16 protein-coding genes are annotated in these 18,397 nt (G+C 49.7%); 5 read left to right on the forward strand and 11 right to left on the reverse strand.

Translation table 11 applies throughout. From position 1 onward, the window contains the following. Positions 1–4: 4 nt before the first annotated feature. Positions 5–1,144, reverse strand: coding sequence for a fibrobacter succinogenes major paralogous domain-containing protein (locus MMG03_RS07615; protein WP_249269306.1), 1,140 nt, complete (start codon positions 1,142–1,144; stop codon positions 5–7). Positions 1,145–1,406: 262 nt separating this feature from the next. On the opposite strand from MMG03_RS07615, the gene MMG03_RS07620 reads away from it, so the two are divergent. Then, positions 1,407–1,703 (forward strand): hypothetical protein, encoded by a 297-nt coding sequence (locus MMG03_RS07620; protein WP_073158317.1) that lies wholly within the window; start codon positions 1,407–1,409, stop codon positions 1,701–1,703. A gap of 271 nt (positions 1,704–1,974) precedes the next feature. Then, complete coding sequence (locus MMG03_RS07625) at positions 1,975–2,670, forward strand: hypothetical protein (protein WP_143395228.1); 696 nt, start codon at positions 1,975–1,977, stop codon at positions 2,668–2,670. On the opposite strand, the gene MMG03_RS07630 is transcribed toward MMG03_RS07625, so the two are convergent. From MMG03_RS07630 to MMG03_RS07640, 3 genes are all read right to left on the reverse strand, one after another. Beyond that, the gene (locus MMG03_RS07630; protein WP_249506009.1) at positions 2,636–3,196 is read right to left on the reverse strand and encodes an ABC transporter ATP-binding protein; all 561 of its coding nucleotides are present in this window, start codon (positions 3,194–3,196) and stop codon (positions 2,636–2,638) included. The genes MMG03_RS07625 and MMG03_RS07630 overlap by 35 nt on opposite strands. Positions 3,197–3,273: 77 nt before the next feature. Continuing rightward, positions 3,274–3,492: an ATP-binding cassette domain-containing protein gene (locus MMG03_RS07635; protein ID WP_249506010.1), complete on the reverse strand. Its 219-nt coding sequence runs from the start codon at positions 3,490–3,492 to the stop codon at positions 3,274–3,276. A gap of 219 nt (positions 3,493–3,711) precedes the next feature. Further along, on the reverse strand, positions 3,712–5,016 hold the full coding sequence (locus tag MMG03_RS07640) for a pyridoxal phosphate-dependent aminotransferase (RefSeq protein WP_073158328.1): 1,305 nt from the start codon (positions 5,014–5,016) through the stop codon (positions 3,712–3,714). Between the two features lie 607 nt (positions 5,017–5,623). Between MMG03_RS07640 and MMG03_RS07645 the strand changes: the two genes are divergently transcribed. Continuing rightward, complete coding sequence (locus tag MMG03_RS07645) at positions 5,624–6,040, forward strand: type I restriction enzyme HsdR N-terminal domain-containing protein (protein ID WP_249506011.1); 417 nt, start codon at positions 5,624–5,626, stop codon at positions 6,038–6,040. A gap of 22 nt (positions 6,041–6,062) precedes the next feature. Here the strand turns inward: MMG03_RS07645 and xseA are convergent, their stop codons facing one another. Next, positions 6,063–7,361, reverse strand: coding sequence for an exodeoxyribonuclease VII large subunit (xseA, locus tag MMG03_RS07650; protein ID WP_249506012.1), 1,299 nt, complete (start codon positions 7,359–7,361; stop codon positions 6,063–6,065). A 51-nt stretch (positions 7,362–7,412) separates the two neighbouring features. On the opposite strand from xseA, the gene MMG03_RS07655 reads away from it, so the two are divergent. Further along, the gene (locus MMG03_RS07655) at positions 7,413–7,613 is read left to right on the forward strand and encodes a type II toxin-antitoxin system Phd/YefM family antitoxin (RefSeq protein ID WP_073158340.1); all 201 of its coding nucleotides are present in this window, start codon (positions 7,413–7,415) and stop codon (positions 7,611–7,613) included. A 6-nt stretch (positions 7,614–7,619) separates the two neighbouring features. Here the strand turns inward: MMG03_RS07655 and MMG03_RS07660 are convergent, their stop codons facing one another. The 3 genes from MMG03_RS07660 to MMG03_RS07670 form a co-directional block, all read right to left on the reverse strand. Then, complete coding sequence (locus MMG03_RS07660; protein ID WP_073158342.1) at positions 7,620–9,341, reverse strand: hypothetical protein; 1,722 nt, start codon at positions 9,339–9,341, stop codon at positions 7,620–7,622. Positions 9,342–9,350: 9 nt separating this feature from the next. Further along, positions 9,351–12,440 (reverse strand): glycosyl hydrolase family 28-related protein, encoded by a 3,090-nt coding sequence (locus MMG03_RS07665; RefSeq protein WP_073284433.1) that lies wholly within the window; start codon positions 12,438–12,440, stop codon positions 9,351–9,353. A gap of 118 nt (positions 12,441–12,558) precedes the next feature. Beyond that, on the reverse strand, positions 12,559–13,311 hold the full coding sequence (locus MMG03_RS07670; protein ID WP_249506013.1) for an endonuclease: 753 nt from the start codon (positions 13,309–13,311) through the stop codon (positions 12,559–12,561). A 65-nt stretch (positions 13,312–13,376) separates the two neighbouring features. Between MMG03_RS07670 and MMG03_RS07675 the strand changes: the two genes are divergently transcribed. After that, the gene (locus MMG03_RS07675; RefSeq protein WP_073237671.1) at positions 13,377–14,696 is read left to right on the forward strand and encodes a folylpolyglutamate synthase/dihydrofolate synthase family protein; all 1,320 of its coding nucleotides are present in this window, start codon (positions 13,377–13,379) and stop codon (positions 14,694–14,696) included. Between the two features lie 86 nt (positions 14,697–14,782). Here the strand turns inward: MMG03_RS07675 and MMG03_RS07680 are convergent, their stop codons facing one another. The 3 genes from MMG03_RS07680 to MMG03_RS07690 form a co-directional block, all read right to left on the reverse strand. After that, positions 14,783–15,328 carry an LPP20 family lipoprotein gene (locus tag MMG03_RS07680; RefSeq protein ID WP_073158354.1) on the reverse strand — a complete coding sequence of 182 codons (546 nt, stop codon included), beginning with the start codon at positions 15,326–15,328 and terminating at the stop codon, positions 14,783–14,785. Positions 15,329–15,397: 69 nt separating this feature from the next. Continuing rightward, positions 15,398–15,895 (reverse strand): hypothetical protein, encoded by a 498-nt coding sequence (locus MMG03_RS07685; RefSeq protein WP_249506014.1) that lies wholly within the window; start codon positions 15,893–15,895, stop codon positions 15,398–15,400. A 172-nt stretch (positions 15,896–16,067) separates the two neighbouring features. Next, positions 16,068–18,341, reverse strand: coding sequence for an aconitate hydratase (locus tag MMG03_RS07690; RefSeq protein WP_249506015.1), 2,274 nt, complete (start codon positions 18,339–18,341; stop codon positions 16,068–16,070). Positions 18,342–18,397: the final 56 nt, after the last annotated feature.

Below are 18,397 nucleotides of genomic sequence, written 5' to 3' on the forward strand. Positions count from 1 at the left end.
AGATTTAGTCAGAATCCTTGACGCAACGGACGGAAAGCCCGCGGTTCCTGTTGCTGACGTCCAGGTTCGCATCGTCGTAGTTCAAGTACATGCGGTACGCGGTGTTGCTATAGTGCTCCGTAGAACTCCAGAAGTACGCGTAGTTGCCCTCGTTGTCGTAATTCCCACTGAGGTTCCTGAGGCCAGCAGGCAACGCCGAAAACGAGAAGGCATCCGTGCCGTTGCCGCTACTATTCCACCCGGACGTAGACTTGAGCTTTGTTCCGGCGACCGATGAACCGCCCACCGCCGTGAACAGGGTGTTCCATTCCGATTGAGTCGGCAGATGCCAGCCTTCGGGACAAACGCCACGCACTGGGTATATCGGCAAGCATGTCTTAAGATAGCCGCAGCCCTTGCCGTTTGTGCTCCACTCGCCCACGCTGTCCATGGCCGCAGCCCAGGTATAAAGACGGCCGTACTTGGCACAGTTGGCAGGGGCGTTGTCGTAGCACCAACTGGTGGAATCGGAGGTGTAACTACCATATTTATAGGGAACACCGGTGTAGGCGTAGTTCAGGTTTTCGGCCATCCACACCTTGTCACCGATTTTCACGGTCCTGTAGGTCTGTCCGTCGCGGGAGTCGGTAAGCGTGCCGGTGACCACGTCGTAGGCGCTGGCGTCGCTGCTGCCGCCGGGAACGCTTGCGGAAGAGCCTTCCACGCCTTCGGAGCCGCTGGAGTCCGGCTCTTTGGAAGCGCTGGACTTGGTCGATGTTCCTGCCGAAGAAGGATTGTCCTTGCTGTCGCTGGAGTCGTCGGTCACTTCGGCGGGATCGTTGGACTTGCTGTCGCTGGACTTGGCACTCGATGAAGAAAAGTCGCAGTCCATCTTCTCGATGAGAGTCCCGATGACCCAGCCATCCTCGCCATCGCACACTACCATGTCATGGTATTCCGTCAGGTAGGTGGCGACACACTTCTGGCTCTTGCCGCAGTCGTAATCCGACAGTTCCATGAATGTCTCGATGGTGTCGGGAATACCACCACGGTTCACGCCATCGCTAGACCCGCTAGTGGAACTATCATCGCCGCAGGCATTGAGCGCAACAGCGAGCGGAACGACGCCTCCAAGCGCAAAAACTTTCAACAAACCAAACTTCATAAAGTTTTCCTCGATCTTTTACAACCAAATAGTAGAAAAGAACCAAGTAACTCCCGACCGCCCGCAACAACCGCTTTCCCTCAAACACTCCTCATTTTCCACGTATTTTTAGCCGAATTTTCTATATGTTTCACCCTGTTACATATAGGATTTTTTCGTAGACAATTCGTGAATTTTTACAAGAAATAAGGAACGTAAATCCCTTGTTCTGGAAACTTTTTTAAGCTATATTCTACCATATCACAATTATCAAGGAAAAAAAATGAATAAGATTATCCTTCTGTCTGTATTTGCTGTCGCCGCAATGTTTACCGCATGTAGCGATGATTCCTCTTCTAGCGCAAGCTCCAAGGCCTGCGTTTACAAGTACAATGGTCAGGTAACAAATTGTACCGCAAATGCTGACATGATTGAAGAAATGTGTCAGGGTGACAATGCCGAACTTGTTGAAAACTGCCCGGCAGGTTATACTGTTGAATGCCCGACCGGAGACAAGATGTTCGGTACAGAATATTACTATGGTGAAGGCATGCAATGCCCGACTTTCCTTGCAAAGTAATTTTTACTTCTTAAGTAAAAATGCCCCGCACTTTTGTGCGGGGCTTTTGCCTTGAAGACAATCGCAATTTTTGAACAAAAAAATATTTGAAGGAGCTCTCATGAAGAGAATAATTTTGTTTTGTTGTTTAGCGCTTTTGCTTTGCTCTTGCGCAGGTATTAATGTTAAGAAACCCGATATTGGAAATGTAAAGAAGATTGCTATTCTTGCTGTTACTGGTAACGAGGAATTTATTGACATTGAAGAGTTTAAAGAAAAAAAGGAAACGTTGATGTCATTTGTCGGTGGCATTATCAAGGATAATGTTGAATACTTTACCGAAGAACAGGTGACCATCGTAACTCATGGTGCAAATGAATTGCATAAGGCATTAAGTAGCATCGATGGATGGACAGTCGTTCCTTTTGAAGAAACACTCAATAGCGAAGATGTGAAAGCTTTCTTTGCAAGCGATGCAATTCAAAAGACTGCTGAGGCTATTGAAAATGCCGAAAACCATCTTCACATGGACAAGATCCATAATGCCAAAAAACCGCGTTATGTTACCCCGACTGGCATGATGCCGCTTCCTTACAACTACATTGTTCCATCTGGTCATTACTATGTGAATAACACGAAGGTGGAAGATTTCATTCTAAAGCCGGTTGGCGAACTTTGTGAAAAGCTGGATGTCGATGCTATCGCTATTGCGGATTTTCAGTTTGCCTACGAAAAAGGGATGATGACCAAATTGATGAATCGCGTGACTCCGATTGTCCGTGTGGATGTGGCCTTGGTTGACAAGTCCGGTAATATGATCCTTTATTCTGATCGCGGATGGGATCAGTTTGAAGGTGATGACTATGCCCGCTATAGCAATGGTGGCGTTGACATGAAGGCCAGTGGTACCGTGGATGTGTATAGGGCTGCAGTCAACAAGGCTGTGGAAGGTTTTAAGAAAAAAGCCGCCGCAAAGATTGGTAAGTAGTTCTTTTACTTCTTAAGGAAAAATGTCCCGCACTTTGTGCGGGACTTTTTCTTTTTATGGGAAAATTACTTAAGGAAAATTTGCAAGGGCTTTTGACGAGGTCGCCTGGGTTGTAGATTTCGTCGGGGTCGGTCATGACGCGGAGCTTAAGGCTTTCTGCGTTGCCTACACCGGGAAGTTCTGCAATCAGTTCTCCGAATGCACAAGTTACCTTGTCATCGGAAGCACGCTTGCATTCCAGAATATTGCACTCGCCCATGAAGGTGGCCACAAAGCGGTTCACCGAATGTTCGTAAACATCTTCGGGAGTGCCATCCTGTACGATGGCTCCCTTGTACATCACCAGCACGCGGTCGCTTACGGCGATGGCTTCGTCCTGGTCGTGGGTCACCATGATGAAGGTAGTGTCCGTCTTCTTCTGGACTTCCTTCAGTTCCACCTGGAGTTTCTTGCGGAGGTTTGCATCAAACGCGCTGAGGGGTTCGTCCAGCAACAGAATGTCGGGCTCGTTCACCATTTCCATCATGGCGTTTACGCGCTTCTCGATTTCGTCCTAAGGAACCTTATGACTCTTGAGGCCGAAAGCGATGTTGTTAAAAACGTTCAGATGGGGAACAGGGCGTAACTCTGGAACACCGTATTGATGGGGCGGTGTGCCGGAGACTTGCTGGAAATGACTTCACCACTGAGAATCACTTCGCCTGCGTCGGCCTTTTCGAAGCCTGCGATAATGCGAAGGAGCGTGGTCTTTCCGCAACCGGAAGGACTAAACAAAGTCACGAACTGGCCGTCCTTGATGAATACGTCAATTCCCTCGAGCACGGCCTTTTAGCCGAAACTCTTGGAAACGTTCTTGACCTGAAGATCGAAAGATTTCATAGAGGTATGAGGTACGAGGGCACTCGCGAAGCTCGCCTTGAGGTCTGAGCATGTCGCTACGCGACTTATAATGAAACGCCTTTGGCGTCATTAATAAAACTCATACCTCGAAGGCCGTAGGCCGACCTCGAACCTCGAAGCCTTGCTTTGCAAGGCGACCTGCTAACTATGCAGGTACTCGATGATGGCGTCGTGGATGGTAGTGAACACGCTACGCAGTTCAGCTTCGTCTTCTTCAAGGAGGGTCACGCGGAAGCCCTTGAGGTCGGTGCAGAAACTGGTGCTGGGCACCACGCAAATACCCTTTGCGCCCAACAGATAGTACACGAAACGGTAGTCCAGGTTTTCGGTCTTGGAGCACCATTCTTCCACCTTGGCCTTAATCTGCGGGTTGTCGATCTTCAGGCTCTGGTGGTTGTTCAAAACACCTTCACGGAAGATGATGGTGTTGTAGAATGCACCGTAGGTGGGGTTGAAATACAGTTCCGGAATGTCGGAAAGAATTTCGTTAATGATGGCGGAGCGACGGCCAATCTTTTCGTTCAAAGCCTGGCGGTGTTCCATGAAGCGAGGATCGCCCAGCACGCGAGGAATGGTCATCTGGGGAAGTGTGGTGGAGCAGACTTCAACCATCTTGGCATTGTCAAGAGCGCGGCAGAAGGCGTCGAACTGTTCGTCCTTGTCGCGGTTGTAGTATTCAGCCCAGCCGCAACGTGCACCCGGCCACGGATATTCCTTGGAAATACCCTTCAGAGCGATAGCCGGAACGTCGCCGATGTATTCGGCCAGAGCGTAAGCCTTTGCTCCATTGTAGGTAATCTTGTTGTAGATTTCGTCGCAGATGATGAACAGGTTGTAACGCTTTGCGATATCAACGATCTTCTGGAGAATTTCAAGAGGATAGACCATGCCAGTGGGGTTGTCCGGATTCAGAATCAGGATGCCAGCGATGGAGGGGTTGTACTTCACCTTGTTTTCAAGTTCTTCCAGGTCCGGATACCAGTGGTTTTCCGGCTTCATGCTGTAGGTGATAGGAGCAGAGTGTGCATGTGCTGCTTCTGCAGAGCTGTGGGTGCTGTATGCAGGAGACGGTCCAATGATACGGGTGGTCATGGACAGGAGGCTGTACAATGTGGCGATTGCATCACCGAGGCCGTTGAAGAACAGGATGTCGTCAACGGTAATCTGGGCGCCGCCCAGTTTGTTGGTTTCCTTCACGATGAATTCGCGGGTTTCCAACATACCCTTGGACGGGCAGTAACCATAGGAACGGTTTTCCTTGGAAAGGTCCACAACGATGTCCTTGATCCATTCGGGAACCTGGCACTTCTTTTCAATGGGGTCGCCGATGTTTTCCCAGTGGATCTTCGGCATGCCCAGCGTTTTCAGGAGGTTCGCCTTCTTAACGATCTCACGAATTTCGTAAGACAGTTCCTTGGCACCTTCGGTAAGCAAACGCTTTCTCATTTTATACTCCTGTATCGTATTGAAAATTCAAATAATTTACCGCTTAATAATAGATAAAAAATGATTTTGAATTTTCCTTGTTTGTTGTTTTTGGTTTAAAATTGGCTAAAATAAAAAGAGCCGTCCTTGCGGGACTGCCCTTTGAATTCCTTTTTGTCTGATTCGCTTGTTGGTTGCGTATAGACCCTTTACAATTCTTGAACAGTCGCGTATGATTCAACACAGGCTCGTGCTTCCGCCGCGCCCGCCGCAATCGCTGCTGCGATGATGTTCTGTTCAAGAATCATTTTCATGTCCAAAAATATACTTCTGGATTTTATGTAAGTCAAGGCATAAAAAGTCTTTTTTTTGGGAAAATTGGACTCCAAATTAAGATTTTTCCCGATTTGGAGCCTGTGTTTTTAGTTTGTATAAAATGCTTTTGAGGGGACGTTCATTGAAATGGACTCCAAAATGGGAGTTGCTGTGAATATGGAGCCCATTGGATTCAGTTAAAGTGAATTTTATTGTTAGTTTATGTGTAATATTGGGCTCCAAATCTGCAAAATGCGGGCGTGTGGAGCCCAAAAAATGAAAAAAGCCTGCCTATTTTTTTTACATTTTGTACATGGCTTCTGAAACCATATATGATCCCATTCGCAAGAAGGATGTTCCCGCAACGCCCGAAGAACACGTGCGCCAGGCGACTATCCGTTATTTGCTGGACCAGGTGAAAGTTCCGGAACATTTGATTGCGGTAGAGTTTTCGTTGAATGTCGTTGATCCGAAGACGGACGACCGTGTGGACATTATGGTCCATAACTTCCGTGACGGTGCTACGATAGACAAACCTTGGCTTCTGGTGGAGTGCAAGGCTCCCGGGGAATACAACTGGCCTGCTTTACAGCAGCAGTTAAACAAGTACCTGCAGATTTTGACTCCCAATTATGTGATGCTATCCCTTGGGGATGGGGTCCGTTATTTTAAGCTAGACGGAACAACAAAACGTTTCGAAAAAATTGAGACTTTGCCAATATTCCAATAAGTGGCTGTTCTTGATTTTGATGTCACTGCACCACGGAGGTGACTTCTCCGTCGCGAAGGCGAGTGGTCATCTTGTCGCCAGCTTTTAACTGACTTGCGTTACGTATAAACTTACCTGCGGCGTCCAGAGTGAGGGAATATCCCTTGGCTAAAGTGGTTGCCGGGTCTGCCGCTTTTACACGTACTTCGGATAGAGTAAATTTGGATTTGGCGAGGTCAAGAATTTTGCGGGATCCTTGTTTTAAACCTTCCGTGTTTCGGTCCAGTCGGGCACTCTCGTCTCGAATGATGTAATTCAGGTCTCGTTTTAAATTGCTTCCGCAAACGGCTAACTTTGTTTTTTCGTTCTGAATTTTAGCTGTTACTTTTTGCTGTAGGCGGGCACCTGCATTGGCCAAGGTCTGGTTTTCCCGAAGGATTGCGTCCTTGGCGCCGATGGCTACATTTTGGGCGGCTACAAGCATTTTGTTCCAGCCATCATTGACTCGGTCAATAATGCGCTTGGCGGTATCTGTAGGCGTGATGCAACTTTGGTAGGCCACCTCGTCCAGCAAACTTTTATCAATTTCGTGGCCGATGCCGGTGAATACAGGCATGTGGTAGTTCGCTACCGCTCGGCAGAGTGCTTCGCTATCAAAGTAATTCAGGTCTGTTTTAGAACCTCCTCCACGGACGATGCAAACTACATCGAGAGAAGGCTCGCGGGCAAGTTTTTCAAGCGCAGCCAATACCGACTTTTCTGTTTCTTCTCCCTGCATCTTGGCGTAAACGGTCATGACCTTAAATGCGAAAGGGGAGTCTGATAGCTTTGATGTAAAATCCTTAAAGGCGGCTGTCTTTTCGCCGGTAATTAAACCGATGCGCATGGGCATTTCGGCAAGATCCAGACTCTTGTTTTTTTCTAGCAAGCCTTCTACGGCCAGACGTTTTAGAATGGCACTCTTTGTAAGGGCCAGTTCTCCAACGGTGTATACCGGGTCAATGTCCAGAATCTGGGCTTGTAATCTCCCGGTGGGAATATAAAGGTCTGCTTTAATCTGTAAGCTTACCTTTAATTCTTCCCGTAATTCGAAGGGTTGTTCAAAACTCTGGATCTTGGCGAGGATGTAGGCAAAACGGCTGGCAAAACAAGTCAAGTCCAGGGCGGCAACGGGCTTGACACTTCCTTCCACAAAGTCGGCGATACTGATGTAGACAATGTTGGGTTTTACCGTCATTCGGGTAATAACCCCGCGAACCCATACAGAAGGGGTTTCTTCAACCCTCTTTTTTAGGGATGTCAGGTACTGGGTAACGGTAAAGGACTTGATTTCTTGCGCCATGGGGCAGAATATAATTATTTATGCAGACCAAAATTTTATTTTTATAGAACTATGGCAAAAGTTGTATCTGCAATGGAAGCACGTCAAAATTTTGGCAACCTGTTGAACCAGGTTGCCATTAAGGACGAAGAGATTGTTATTGAACGTGCCGGTAAGCCCTTGGCTCGCCTGGTGAGTGTCGCTGCACCCGCAGCCGGCAAGCTGGACTTTCGCGATATCGGAAAACTTCCCAATCAGATTTGGGAAGAATAATCCTTTTTAGTCTGCGGCCTTGATGATCGAAATCTTCAGGGTGTCGCGCATAGAGGGGTCAGCCTTGCTCTGGGCAATAATCTTGGCTGTTTCTCCAATACCGCTTTCCTGGATCATCAGGTAATCAGAAGAAATTTCCTGTTCATCATCATCATCGCTACAACGGTACAAGTTGTCGCGGTTGATGTAGTTCAGGGATTCGCAGGGAACGAACCAGCTCACATCGGAACCAATTTCCTTCCACTGGGAGGAACTCTTTGCTTCGAAGTTGAAGTTGTTAATGTCCTTGAAGCGGAGGACGGAACCGGCAGACTTCTTAATGAGAGTCATTGGTTCATCCTTTTCGAGGTCGTAGAAGTTCATGCTCTTCAGAAGGCCGGGCTGCTGAACCATCACGAAAAGCTGCAGCACGTATTTCAGGGAATCCGATACACCGGAAAGGGCGTAGGAATTCAGACGCAGGTAGTGCAGGTAGTAGGGGCCCTTTGCAGGAACCTTCAGTTCCCCACCATAGGTGCAGCTGATGGAGGCGACCACTTTCTTGTCCTTGTTCAGGATTTCGCAGGTGGAGGGGCTGTTGAAATTATCTTCACTGTAGTTTGCTATCCAGTGCTTTACCATCAGGGAATCGCCCTTCTCGTAATTACCAATCCAAACGAACTGTTCCTGACGCAGGTTGTAACGGTAGATTTCTGCTTCGGGGAGATCCTTGGGACGGTCCGTCTGGAAGGTTTCGCCAGGATACTTGATGGAATCCGGGTTGGCGAAGTATTCGCCCTTTTCGAGTTCGCGGGAACGGGTGGTTGTGGTAAAGAATGCGAAAGGACCGCTCCACACGCTGGAGAAAGTTTCCGGAGTAATCTTCAGAGACCAGCTTGTGGTGTCGTTGGGAATCATCATGGTGTCGATTTCGGATACGGCTTCGCTCAGCAGGGAATCGTTTTCGAAAAGTTCGCACTTGTTCAGGTTGGTTCCTTCGGTGGTCAGGTTCAGGCTGTGGCCTTCGCTGGCGGCGAAATCAATCGTGATGTTTTCGGGAGCGTCATCACCCATAAGGATGATGCCACGCAAGGTGTCGCTCATTTCCATGGAAACGGAATCGTTTTCGCCGGTGTATTTGTAATAGGATGTGTCAATCTGAACAAAAAGACGTGCCGTAGATTCGTTCGTGAATTCACCCTCGATTTCCAGGTAGTAGTGGTTGGGGGTGAATACGACAAACTGGTTGGAGTCCCTATAGGTGGAGTCCGGCTTTGTTCCCAGACTGGGTACCATGTAGTTGTCATAAATGGAATCACGATGGGCATCGTTACGAGGAATTGCCGTAAGAGCCTTCAGTGCTTCGCCGTATTCGCTTCTAATGCGGATTTTTTCGCTGGCAATGTTTGCCACGGAAGCCTTGACTCTGATGCGGCTGCCTCGGGTGAGTTCACCGATGTACAGAGGAACTTTTGTGGCGAGACTGTCGATGTAGATTTCGCTACTGTCTTTTGCATCGGCTGTATCCTTGATCAGTTCGATGTTCAAGTCCATCTTCTTGTTCAAAACGATAGTGTCACCGTAGTCGATGTCGGCTCGGGTGCTGATGGATGAACTGGAAGGTACATAACCGAATTCTTCCGGTTCTGAATTGGAACTGGAATCGTCTCCGCATGCGAAAAGGAGACAAGTGGTGCCGGCAATGGCGGCTAACTTAAGTCCTAGAGTAAAGATGTTCTTGATGCTCATAATTGTTCCCTAGTTCAAGATATAGAATTTCTGTTCGGCAGAGAATGCTTCGCCAACCACCTTAAGAACGTACTTGCCGGTGGGGAAGGCCTTTGCCTTGAATTTGATCGTGGTCTTCTTTTCGCCGTCCAGTTCGCGGGCGGCAACGGTAAGCATACGTTTGCCGAATTCGTTCAAGATTTCAATTTGAACAAACTGCGGGTAACCGACGGTCAAGTCAAAGCTGCATTCGAGAGTATAAATATCTACAACGACCTTGGTCAAGGTATAACCACCATCCATGGCGTCACCACCTACGGACTTGGTGTTGTCGAAGTAGCCGACCATCAGGGACGGAGCAAAGTTTTTGCCAGCGTTATGAGACGGAAGAACGACGTCGTTGGTGTCGACTGCGGTTAGGATCAAGGTGTACAGGTTGGAAGGATGCTTGCGCTTGAAGAATTCTGTAAGTGTAGGTGTACGGAGGAATGCACCAAGAGGAGCCTTGGGATTCAAGGTGATAATGCCAAGGAAGTCTGCATACTTGGTGTCGACACCGCCACCAGAATTCTTGCGGATGTTGAATTGACCACCGGGCTGGGGAAGGTTGGCGGGAGCGTTTTCCCAGGTAAGTTCGTAGTCGGGCCAGTCAACGCCTAGCTTCTGGTCGCCGAACTTCATGTCCTTTCCAGTTTCCTTGAGGCCAAAGATGTTCAGTTGCATGGGCTTCTTGATGGAGTCCACGGTTGCTGGATCGAATTCCAACTTAAGGGCTGCGTCAAACAGAGGGCCGGGCAATGCGGAAAGGTCGAACTTGAGGTAAATCTTTCCCACGGAACCGGCGGTGTTTGAAACTCGCAGTTCAGGGTCTGTGTTGTGGGGGCTATAGTTGTCGAATTCAGAAATCCAGGTGGCTGCACCGCGACCGCTGGGGATGTTGTCTCCATCGTTGTCGAGAGTGGTGTAGCGCTTGTCGAACACGTAAACCTTTGCGGTATCGTATCCAATCTGGTAACCGTCATCGCCAGAGAAAATCACATTGTAACGTCCACTTGCCGTAAAGGAAATGTCGGTTTCGTATGCGGAACTGTCAGAGAAAATAATCTTACCCGGACCGGCGCCTTTTTTCCAGTGGACCGGCACTTCGCAAAGACCGTCGCCACGACCGTCATCGATAATCGTGCCGGTAACGCGGATGCGGTTCGGCTGAACAATCAGCAATTCGTCGGGGATCTTGGCGATGGGTTTTTCGTTGGAACCCTGCTTAGGAGCATAGCCCACAAACACGGGCAACAATGCACCGCCGCTTTCGGTTCGGGAAAGTTCTGTGCCCAGGAGGGACTTGATTGCAGATCCCTGTCGAGATTCCTCGATAACCTTGTGGAAGGGGTTGCCTCGAGTCAATGTTTCACGGAGGCCAACAATAGAAAGGCCTGCGTTGTCATTGATGAACATGGGGCGGTCCTTGGCCTTGTCGCTATCCACCACCTGCACGCCGATCAGTTCTGCGGAACCCTTGTTGAAGTTCTGAAGGATGGTGTTACCCTTCTTGGCAGTAAGACCTAAAATCCAGATTGTACCGCCATTGTTGGTAATCTTGGGACCCTTGGTGTCGCCCATCATGGTAACCTGACGGCCCCACAACTTCTGGTTGTGGTTCAGCTGGATTGTTCCAACAGCCACGTCTTCCAGGAAGAAGTCGCCTCGGCCGTGTTCATCGGTTTCCAGAGATCGGAGCATGGTGTTCTTGATCAAAATGCTTCGGGTGGACTTCTGGATGATGCCGCTACCGAATTCAGAGAATCGTTCGATGGTCAACTCATTGAAGGCTCCGTTTTCTACGATGAACTTGCCCTTGCCGTCGATTCGACCTTCGATACCGATAATTCTGCGGATTCGGTTACGAATATAAATGTCACGGTTGATGGTCCAGCGGCCTCCCGGGGGGAAGTACAGAGTTTCTGCACCGTCATCAATGGCTTCCTGAATGGCCTTGGAGTCATCGGAACCGGTATTGGAGCGTCCACCGTAGTCGCCTGCGATGGTAATCCAGTTATCGGCCTTCTGTTCTGCGTAGTTGGGGGTTTCTGCCACGGCAACACGCATAGTCTGCTTGGGACTATGGCAGAGCTGGCGGCTTTCCTGAGTGGTAAATTCAATGATTTCGCTGTTAGACAGGGCGTCCATGACGCCTTTTTTCTTGGAGGTCAGCATGGTCTTGAAACGGCTGACCTTCATGGATCTTGCGAACAGTTCGCTTTCGTTCTTGATTGCGGTTGTGGGCTTGCCCTTCTTCTGTTCGTTGTCAAACTCCAGGGTTCCGTCTACAAGGCTCATGATGGCATAAGGGCCGTGGTTGTAGACTGCAGGAACATATCCCTTGAAACGTAGGGCTCTAATTGCCAGGTTCATGTCTTCATTTTCCAGACCGTACTTGGTCTGTCCGCCCAGGGTGACGTGTTCCATGGTGACCGTTCCCTGTTCGCCCTTGGCGTAAACGCCGACCTGGAAACCGCGGATTTCCACGTTCTTCAGGAGCAGGGGACCAACGCCTTCGCTAAAGCCCAGGTCAATACCATACACACCGGTAGAGTCGCCGGAGTAAATCTTTACATTGTTGATGGCGCCCTGGTTGGAGGCGTTGAACTGGATACCGATGGCGCCGGGGTTGCCCTTGCCGGTACGGATGGTCATATCGCGGATGGCGTTACGGATTCTGGGCTCGGGACCCATACCCGTGTTAATGGCTGCCTTGGGGAAGTCCGGATTGTCAAAGCCGTAGGTACTATCAGCTAACTGGAGAATGGTTCCGCCGATGCTCTGACCTTGAAGAATGGTTCGTCTGCTGGAATTTTCTGCCTTTTCTGTGGTGGGCCAAACCAGCTGGTCGGTAATTTTATAGATGCCATGGGGGAGATAGATGATGTAGTCTCCATCCGGATGGTCGTTCAATGCCTTCTGAATGGCTTCGGTGTCGTCGGTCTTGCCGTCGGCCTTGGCGTGATACGGATCCTTGGTGACGTTGATGACCTTGGAACCCAGGGGAAATTCCACCTGGGCAAAAATATTGCTTGCAAATAGGGCGGAAACCGCCAGAATAAACCTAAAACCTCTACACATACTTAAAACCTCGTATGTTATACAATATAACTAGAAATTTACATAAGTAAAAAAAACACCTATTTAAGGAAGGCTCAAAATGGAGTATTTCTTACCAAAAACATACAATGTTTAGGCTTTACCGGCATTTTTCGTAGACGAATGGGTTGTGGTCGCCCTGGACTTTGAAGATTCGACGGTCTCTTTCGCATTCTTTTTCTGTGACTGGGTACATTTTGTCCCAGGCTTCAAAAAGTTTGCGGTCTTGTTTAGACAAATTAATCCCATAAGTCTTTTCCATGTAGAAGCTGACTCGTGCAATAATGCCTCTCGCTTCTTCTCTAGGCTGGGCTTTTTTCTCCTTGAAGTCGACGATGGTCTTGCACTTGCCGTACATGGGTTCGGGATTGTTGGTCCACTGGCTGTACATGAAGTTGTTGCGGTCCCCGTTCACTTCGCCGATGGCCGGGTAGAGGTTATGAAGGTCCCCTTCCATGATCTTGAATGTGGAATCGTTGGCGCTGCAGTTCTTGCGGCCCCCATCTTTCCAGCAGGGGAGAAAGTGGCCCATGTTGTGGGCGGTCACGATGTGTTCCCATTCGATGGAGTGGGCGCGTTTCAGGCTTTTGCGGTTGGGGTTGTGGCGGGGCTCGAAATCGCAGGAGGAAAAGTCTACGGTTTTCTTGTCTAGGTATCGACAGCCGCAGTACAGGGTTTCCTGCAGTTCCCCATAATAGATGCGGCGCATCTGCTTGCCTGCTTCGCGGTAATTATAATGCCTGGGTTTGGCCTCCGGATCGACCTTGGCCTGGACAATTATGGCTAGACCGCAAATTACGGCCAGCAGTATAAACGTAAAAAAATGGCGTGCTCCCGCTTTTTTTCTGGACATATAAAGAATACTCGATATAAAAAATGGATGTGCTATAAAGGTACATTAATTTTTAAATTTGGCGCATGCAAAACGCAGGTATGGAATACTTGAATTCCCGACTGATGTTCGGGATGATGCCGGGGCTCGAATCGACTCGTAGACTTTGCGAGGCCTTAGGCAACCCTCAGGAAAAGTTTAAGACCATCCATGTGGTGGGTACTAACGGCAAGGGCTCTACCAGTTTCTATCTGGCGGGAATCCTTCAGGCCCATGGCTATAGAACGGGCTTGTATACCAGCCCTCATTTGGTGAGTTTGCAGGAGCGTATTCGCGTAAACGATTTGCCCATTGGTGCCGAAGATCTGGATCGCCTGCTTCTGAAGGTAAAGTCTGCTGCAGAGTCCATTAACGCCGGTGCCGCGGAAGTGGTAATCGAACCCACCTTCTTTGAAGTGCTTACGCTTGTGGCATTCCTCTATTATGCGGAACAGAAAATAGATGTTGTTGTTCTGGAAGCGGGTATGGGCGGTCGACTGGATAGCACTGCCGTTGCCGAGGGCGATATTGCCGTGGTGACCAGCATCGGTCTAGAACATACGGAGGTTCTCGGGACAACGGAATCGGCAATCTTGAAAGAAAAGATGGCTGTGCTGGGGGAGGGCGACCTTCCCGGAAAGACATTTGTAGTTGGAGGCTTGTCGCAGGAACTTTTGGCAGAGGCTCGTCTATTTGCCGAAAATCGTGGTGCCACTTTAGCCGTGCCTGAAATCCGTGGAGACATTGTGCTTCCGAATCTTGGACGTCATTATGTGGAAAATGCCAGCCTGTCGATGATGGCGGCGAAGATGTTCTGCAATTCAATGGCTGGACGCATGGCTTTTGATGATGCTCTGGCGGTACGAACCTTGGCGACCCGCAGTTGGGCTGGTCGTATGCAGACCCTGTCAGACTCAAATGGTCAGGTGCGTTTCATCTTGGATGGAGCTCACAATTCCCATGCCGTTAAACGCCTGGTGGAAACGCTGTCGCAGTATTATCCGGGGCAGAAGTTCCATTGTGTTTTTGGAGCCCTGAAAGACAAGGATGTTGGTGAAATGCTGAAGCTGATGGCACCCCATGTAAGTCATTGGCATATTACCAAGACACCTTATCCTAGGTTTAGAGAACTGGATGACCTGCGTGAACTTCTTGCCGGGCTCGGTTTGAATGTGGCCAGTGAGGGCTTACTTTCTCGTGAGTTCCTGGATCAGGTGAGCGCTGCTGCTTCTGCTGATGATGCGGCTCCCGTGCTGATTACGGGGAGTCTCTACATGATTGGCGAATGTGTGCAGGCACTAAAGAATGACTGTGATGGCCTGGCGTTCTTCCGCGGTCTTGAACCTACGACCAACGAGCATCGTTAATTCTTTTATTATTTAGGTAAGCCTATGAAAAAAGCCTTGCAGATAAACTGCAAGGCTTTTGAATTTAGACTTTTAAACCTAAAGGATTAGTCCAGTTCTGCGTAGGACTTTTCTGCCAGGGCGCGAACCTTCTGCACAGTGGCTTCATCCAGCTTGTCGTTACGTTCTTTCATGGAAGCAATCAGTTCGTCAACCAGGTTTACGTCCAGGACCATCACGCCATAGACGTTGAACTTACCGTCTTCGGAAACTTCAACCTTCACATCGGTAAAGGTAGCGCCGTTCAGGTGGGTGTCGATCTTGGTCTTGGAAGTGGTCTGGAAGTGTTCCACCAGGGCTTCCTTTCCTTCGACGTCAACTTGTTCCTTGAAGTTCTTGGTGATTGCCTTGACCTGAATGTCCACAGCGCGAGCCAGGTCAACGCGGGCATTCTGGTCTGCCTTTTCGTATGCAACCTGTTCGTCAGAGGAAACGCCCTTGCCGAGGCCAGCAATCTTGTGTTCAGATTTGATGTACTTGGTCTTGAGGTTCTGCATTTCGGTCATGGCGCTTGCTGCTTTCTGCTGGGGAGTGCTGGAACAACCAATCAAAAGAGCTGCAACAGACAATGCGGCGACAAAAAACTTTTTCATTTTAATAATCTCCTTGCAAAAACGTGGTTTTTGACTGCGATGTCAAACTTTGTAACAAAAATATGATAATTAAATTATTCGGTCAAGATATGGCCCAAAAAAACTGCAAAGATGTGGTTCTGCACGTTCTTTTTGGGCTTTTTTGACGTATTTAGGCCTTTTAAGTGGGTTATTTACTTTTACAGTAATCCATTCAAAAACTTCGGTCCGTTGTAGGGCAGGCTTTTTTCCTTCGTGTACGCAGTAGTGGGCTACCGGGATCGTTTTTTTCGCAGAAGCCCATAAGCAGAACATCAAATTCCTGCTCGGTGCGTTTTGTTTTGCTTGTGTTGCAATTGGTTTCGCTTTGACTTCCGCGGAAACGCTGCCCGTAAAAATTGGGAAGCTTTGGGGGTCAGGGAATGTTAAGGATTTTTCGCAAGTTAAACTGTCTTTAAAGCATTTGAAACCGGCAGGGTGATGTGTGACTGTGTCCTCCACCTGTTCTGGGATGGAAGTCTCAATAACAATGTAGGCTTCGGCTTTGTATCGGTAGCAGTTGATGTCTTTTTCGAGGGGGGGGGGCATTTAACATCGCCAATGCAAAAAAGATTGCATAGAAACTGTAGAAAGGGTTGCTTATCTTCATTAATATATATAAGTAAAGTAATGCTGATTTGTAAAAAAATAAGAGCCATTTCCCTAAGGAAATGACTCTTGAATTTTTATGGACGCACGGGAGCACCGCGCTGCGCTCGGCTTACTTGTTGTTCAGCTTGATCAAGTTCAGTGCGGAGCCTGCCTTGAACCATGCCCACTGCTGTTCGTTGTAGGTGTGGTTCAGCTGGATCTTTTCTTCAGAGCCATCCTTGTGGTGGATAGCGAGAGTCAGGGGCTTGCCCGGAGCAAACTCGGTGAGGCCGAGAATGTCGAACACGTCCTGTTCCTGAATCTTGTCGTAGTCTGCCGGGTTAGCGAAGGTGAGGGCCAGCATGCCCTGCTTCTTCAGGTTGGTTTCGTGAATGCGGGCGAAGCTCTTCACGATCACAGCCTTGACGCCCAGGAAGCGGGGTTCCATGGCGGCGTGTTCGCGGCTGGAGCCTTCACCATAGTTTTCGTCACCGATAACGATGGAGCCGATGCCCTTGTTCTTGTAAACCTTGGCAAGTTCCGGAACTTCCTTGTATTCGCCGCACTGGCAGAGAACCTTGTTGGTTTCGCCGTTGAATGCGTTCACAGCGCCGATGAGCATGTTGTTGGAAATGTTTTCCAGGTGACCGCGGTAGTTGAGCCACGGACCAGCCATGGAAATGTGGTCGGTGGTGCACTTGCCCTTGGCCTTGATCAGGATCGGAGCACCCATGATGTCCTTGCCATCCCATGCTGCAAACGGAGCCAGAGCCTGGAGGCGCTTGCTTTCCGGATTGATGGTCACGGTGATGGAGGAACCATCTTCTGCCGGAGCCTGGAAGCCTGCGTCCTTCACTTCGAAGCCGTTGACCGGGAGTTCGCACTTTTCAGGAGGATCCAGCTTCACAGCCTTGCCTTCCATGTTGGTGAGAGTGTCGGTCATGGGGTTGAAGCGGATGTCGCCAGAGAGGGCGGCGATCACAGCCATCAGCGGGGAAGCTACGAATGCATGAGTATTCGGGTTGCCATCGGCGCGCTTTGCAAAGTTACGGTTGAAGGAGTGAACGATGGTGTTCAGTTCCTTCTTGTCGGCACCTGCACGGTCCCAACGGCCAATGCAAGGACCGCAGGCGTTGGTCATGATGGTGGCACCAAACTGCTTGAACAGATCGATGAGACCGTCGCGTTCTGCAGTGTAACGGACCTGTTCGGAACCCGGGTTGATGATGAGCGGGCACTTGGGGGTAAGACCCTTTGCCAGAGCCTGCTTGATCATGCTTGCAGCCATGAAGAGGTCTTCGTAGCTGGAGTTGGTGCAGGAACCGATGAGGGCTGCGGAAACCACCGGGGTAGATTCCGGCTTGGCGACCGTAGCCTTGATGGATTCAGCCATGTCGGTAACTGCGTAAGCGCGGTCCGGGCTGAAGGGGCCATTGTAATGGGGAACGAGAGTGGAAAGGTCGATTTCCACAACGCGGTCGAAGTACTTTTCCGGTTCGGCTTCAACTTCCGGGTCTGCCTGGAGGTAAGAAGCGATCTTGTCGGCGGCTTCGGCAACTTCTGCACGGCCGGTGACCTTGAGGTAACGGCTCATGGAATCATCGTAGCTGAAGGTAGAGCAGGTAGCGCCCACTTCTGCACCCATGTTGGCGATGGTTGCCTTGCCGGTAGCGGAGAGGCTGCGAGCGCCTTCGCCGAAGTATTCGATAATAGCGTTGGTGCCACCCTTAACAGTAAGGATGCCAGCGAGCTTCAGGATGATGTCCTTAGCGGTTGCGAAGCCCTGGAGCTTACCGGTGAGCTTCACACCGATCATCTTCGGGTACTTCAATTCCCAGGGGAGGCCAACCATGGCATCCACAGCGTCAGCACCGCCAACACCGATAGCCAGCATGCCGAGACCGCCTGCGTTCACAGTGTGGGAGTCGGTACCGATCATCATGCCACCGGGGAATGCGTAGTTTTCGAGAACCACCTGGTGAATAATGCCTGCGCCCGGGAGCCAGCAGTCGATGCCATACTTTGCGGAAACGGACTGGAGGAAGTCATACACTTCCTTGCTGTCCTGCTTTGCCTTGGGAAGGTCGACTTCTACACCTTCCTTGGCGATGATCAAGTGGTCGCAATGTACAGAACTTGGAACAGCGACCTTGGATTTTCCAGCAGTTGTAAACTGGAGGAGTGCCATCTGGGCGGTTGCGTCCTGCATGGCAACGCGGTCCGGGTTAAATTCGGCAAAATCAGTACCACGAACATACTGCTTGGATTCTGCACCGTCGATCAAATGGGTGTAGAGAATCTTTTCTGCAAGGGTGAGGGGGCGGGCAAGGAGCTTGCGGGCGCCGTCAACGCGGGCTGGCATCTTGGCATAGACCTTCTGGATCATGTCGAAATTGAAAAGCATAGTGTCTCCTGAAGCTATCAGCTACGAGTCTTGAGTTGTGAGCTAAATAGTCGCAC

It is taken from the genome of Fibrobacter sp. HC4, assembly GCF_023373925.1.
Classification (GTDB): Bacteria; Fibrobacterota; Fibrobacteria; order Fibrobacterales; family Fibrobacteraceae; genus Fibrobacter.

What these genes read in the sequence shown, in the direction of transcription:
- MMG03_RS07615 (WP_249269306.1), bottom strand. Translation starts at nt 1,144, where the DNA reads ATGAAGTTTGGTTTGTTGAAAGTTTTTGCGCTTGGAGGCGTCGTTCCG.
- MMG03_RS07620 (WP_073158317.1), top strand. Translation starts at nt 1,407, where the DNA reads ATGAATAAGATTATCCTTCTGTCTGTATTTGCTGTCGCCGCAATGTTT.
- MMG03_RS07625 (WP_143395228.1), top strand. Translation starts at nt 1,975, where the DNA reads ATGTCATTTGTCGGTGGCATTATCAAGGATAATGTTGAATACTTTACC.
- MMG03_RS07630 (WP_249506009.1), bottom strand. Translation starts at nt 3,196, where the DNA reads ATGATGGAAATGGTGAACGAGCCCGACATTCTGTTGCTGGACGAACCC.
- MMG03_RS07640 (WP_073158328.1), bottom strand. Translation starts at nt 5,016, where the DNA reads ATGAGAAAGCGTTTGCTTACCGAAGGTGCCAAGGAACTGTCTTACGAA.
- MMG03_RS07645 (WP_249506011.1), top strand. Translation starts at nt 5,624, where the DNA reads ATGGCTTCTGAAACCATATATGATCCCATTCGCAAGAAGGATGTTCCC.
- xseA (WP_249506012.1), bottom strand. Translation starts at nt 7,361, where the DNA reads ATGGCGCAAGAAATCAAGTCCTTTACCGTTACCCAGTACCTGACATCC.
- MMG03_RS07655 (WP_073158340.1), top strand. Translation starts at nt 7,413, where the DNA reads ATGGCAAAAGTTGTATCTGCAATGGAAGCACGTCAAAATTTTGGCAAC.
- MMG03_RS07660 (WP_073158342.1), bottom strand. Translation starts at nt 9,341, where the DNA reads ATGAGCATCAAGAACATCTTTACTCTAGGACTTAAGTTAGCCGCCATT.
- MMG03_RS07665 (WP_073284433.1), bottom strand. Translation starts at nt 12,440, where the DNA reads ATGTGTAGAGGTTTTAGGTTTATTCTGGCGGTTTCCGCCCTATTTGCA.
- MMG03_RS07670 (WP_249506013.1), bottom strand. Translation starts at nt 13,311, where the DNA reads ATGTCCAGAAAAAAAGCGGGAGCACGCCATTTTTTTACGTTTATACTG.
- MMG03_RS07675 (WP_073237671.1), top strand. Translation starts at nt 13,377, where the DNA reads ATGCAAAACGCAGGTATGGAATACTTGAATTCCCGACTGATGTTCGGG.
- MMG03_RS07680 (WP_073158354.1), bottom strand. Translation starts at nt 15,328, where the DNA reads ATGAAAAAGTTTTTTGTCGCCGCATTGTCTGTTGCAGCTCTTTTGATT.
- MMG03_RS07685 (WP_249506014.1), bottom strand. Translation starts at nt 15,895, where the DNA reads ATGCCCCCCCCCCTCGAAAAAGACATCAACTGCTACCGATACAAAGCC.
- MMG03_RS07690 (WP_249506015.1), bottom strand. Translation starts at nt 18,341, where the DNA reads ATGCTTTTCAATTTCGACATGATCCAGAAGGTCTATGCCAAGATGCCA.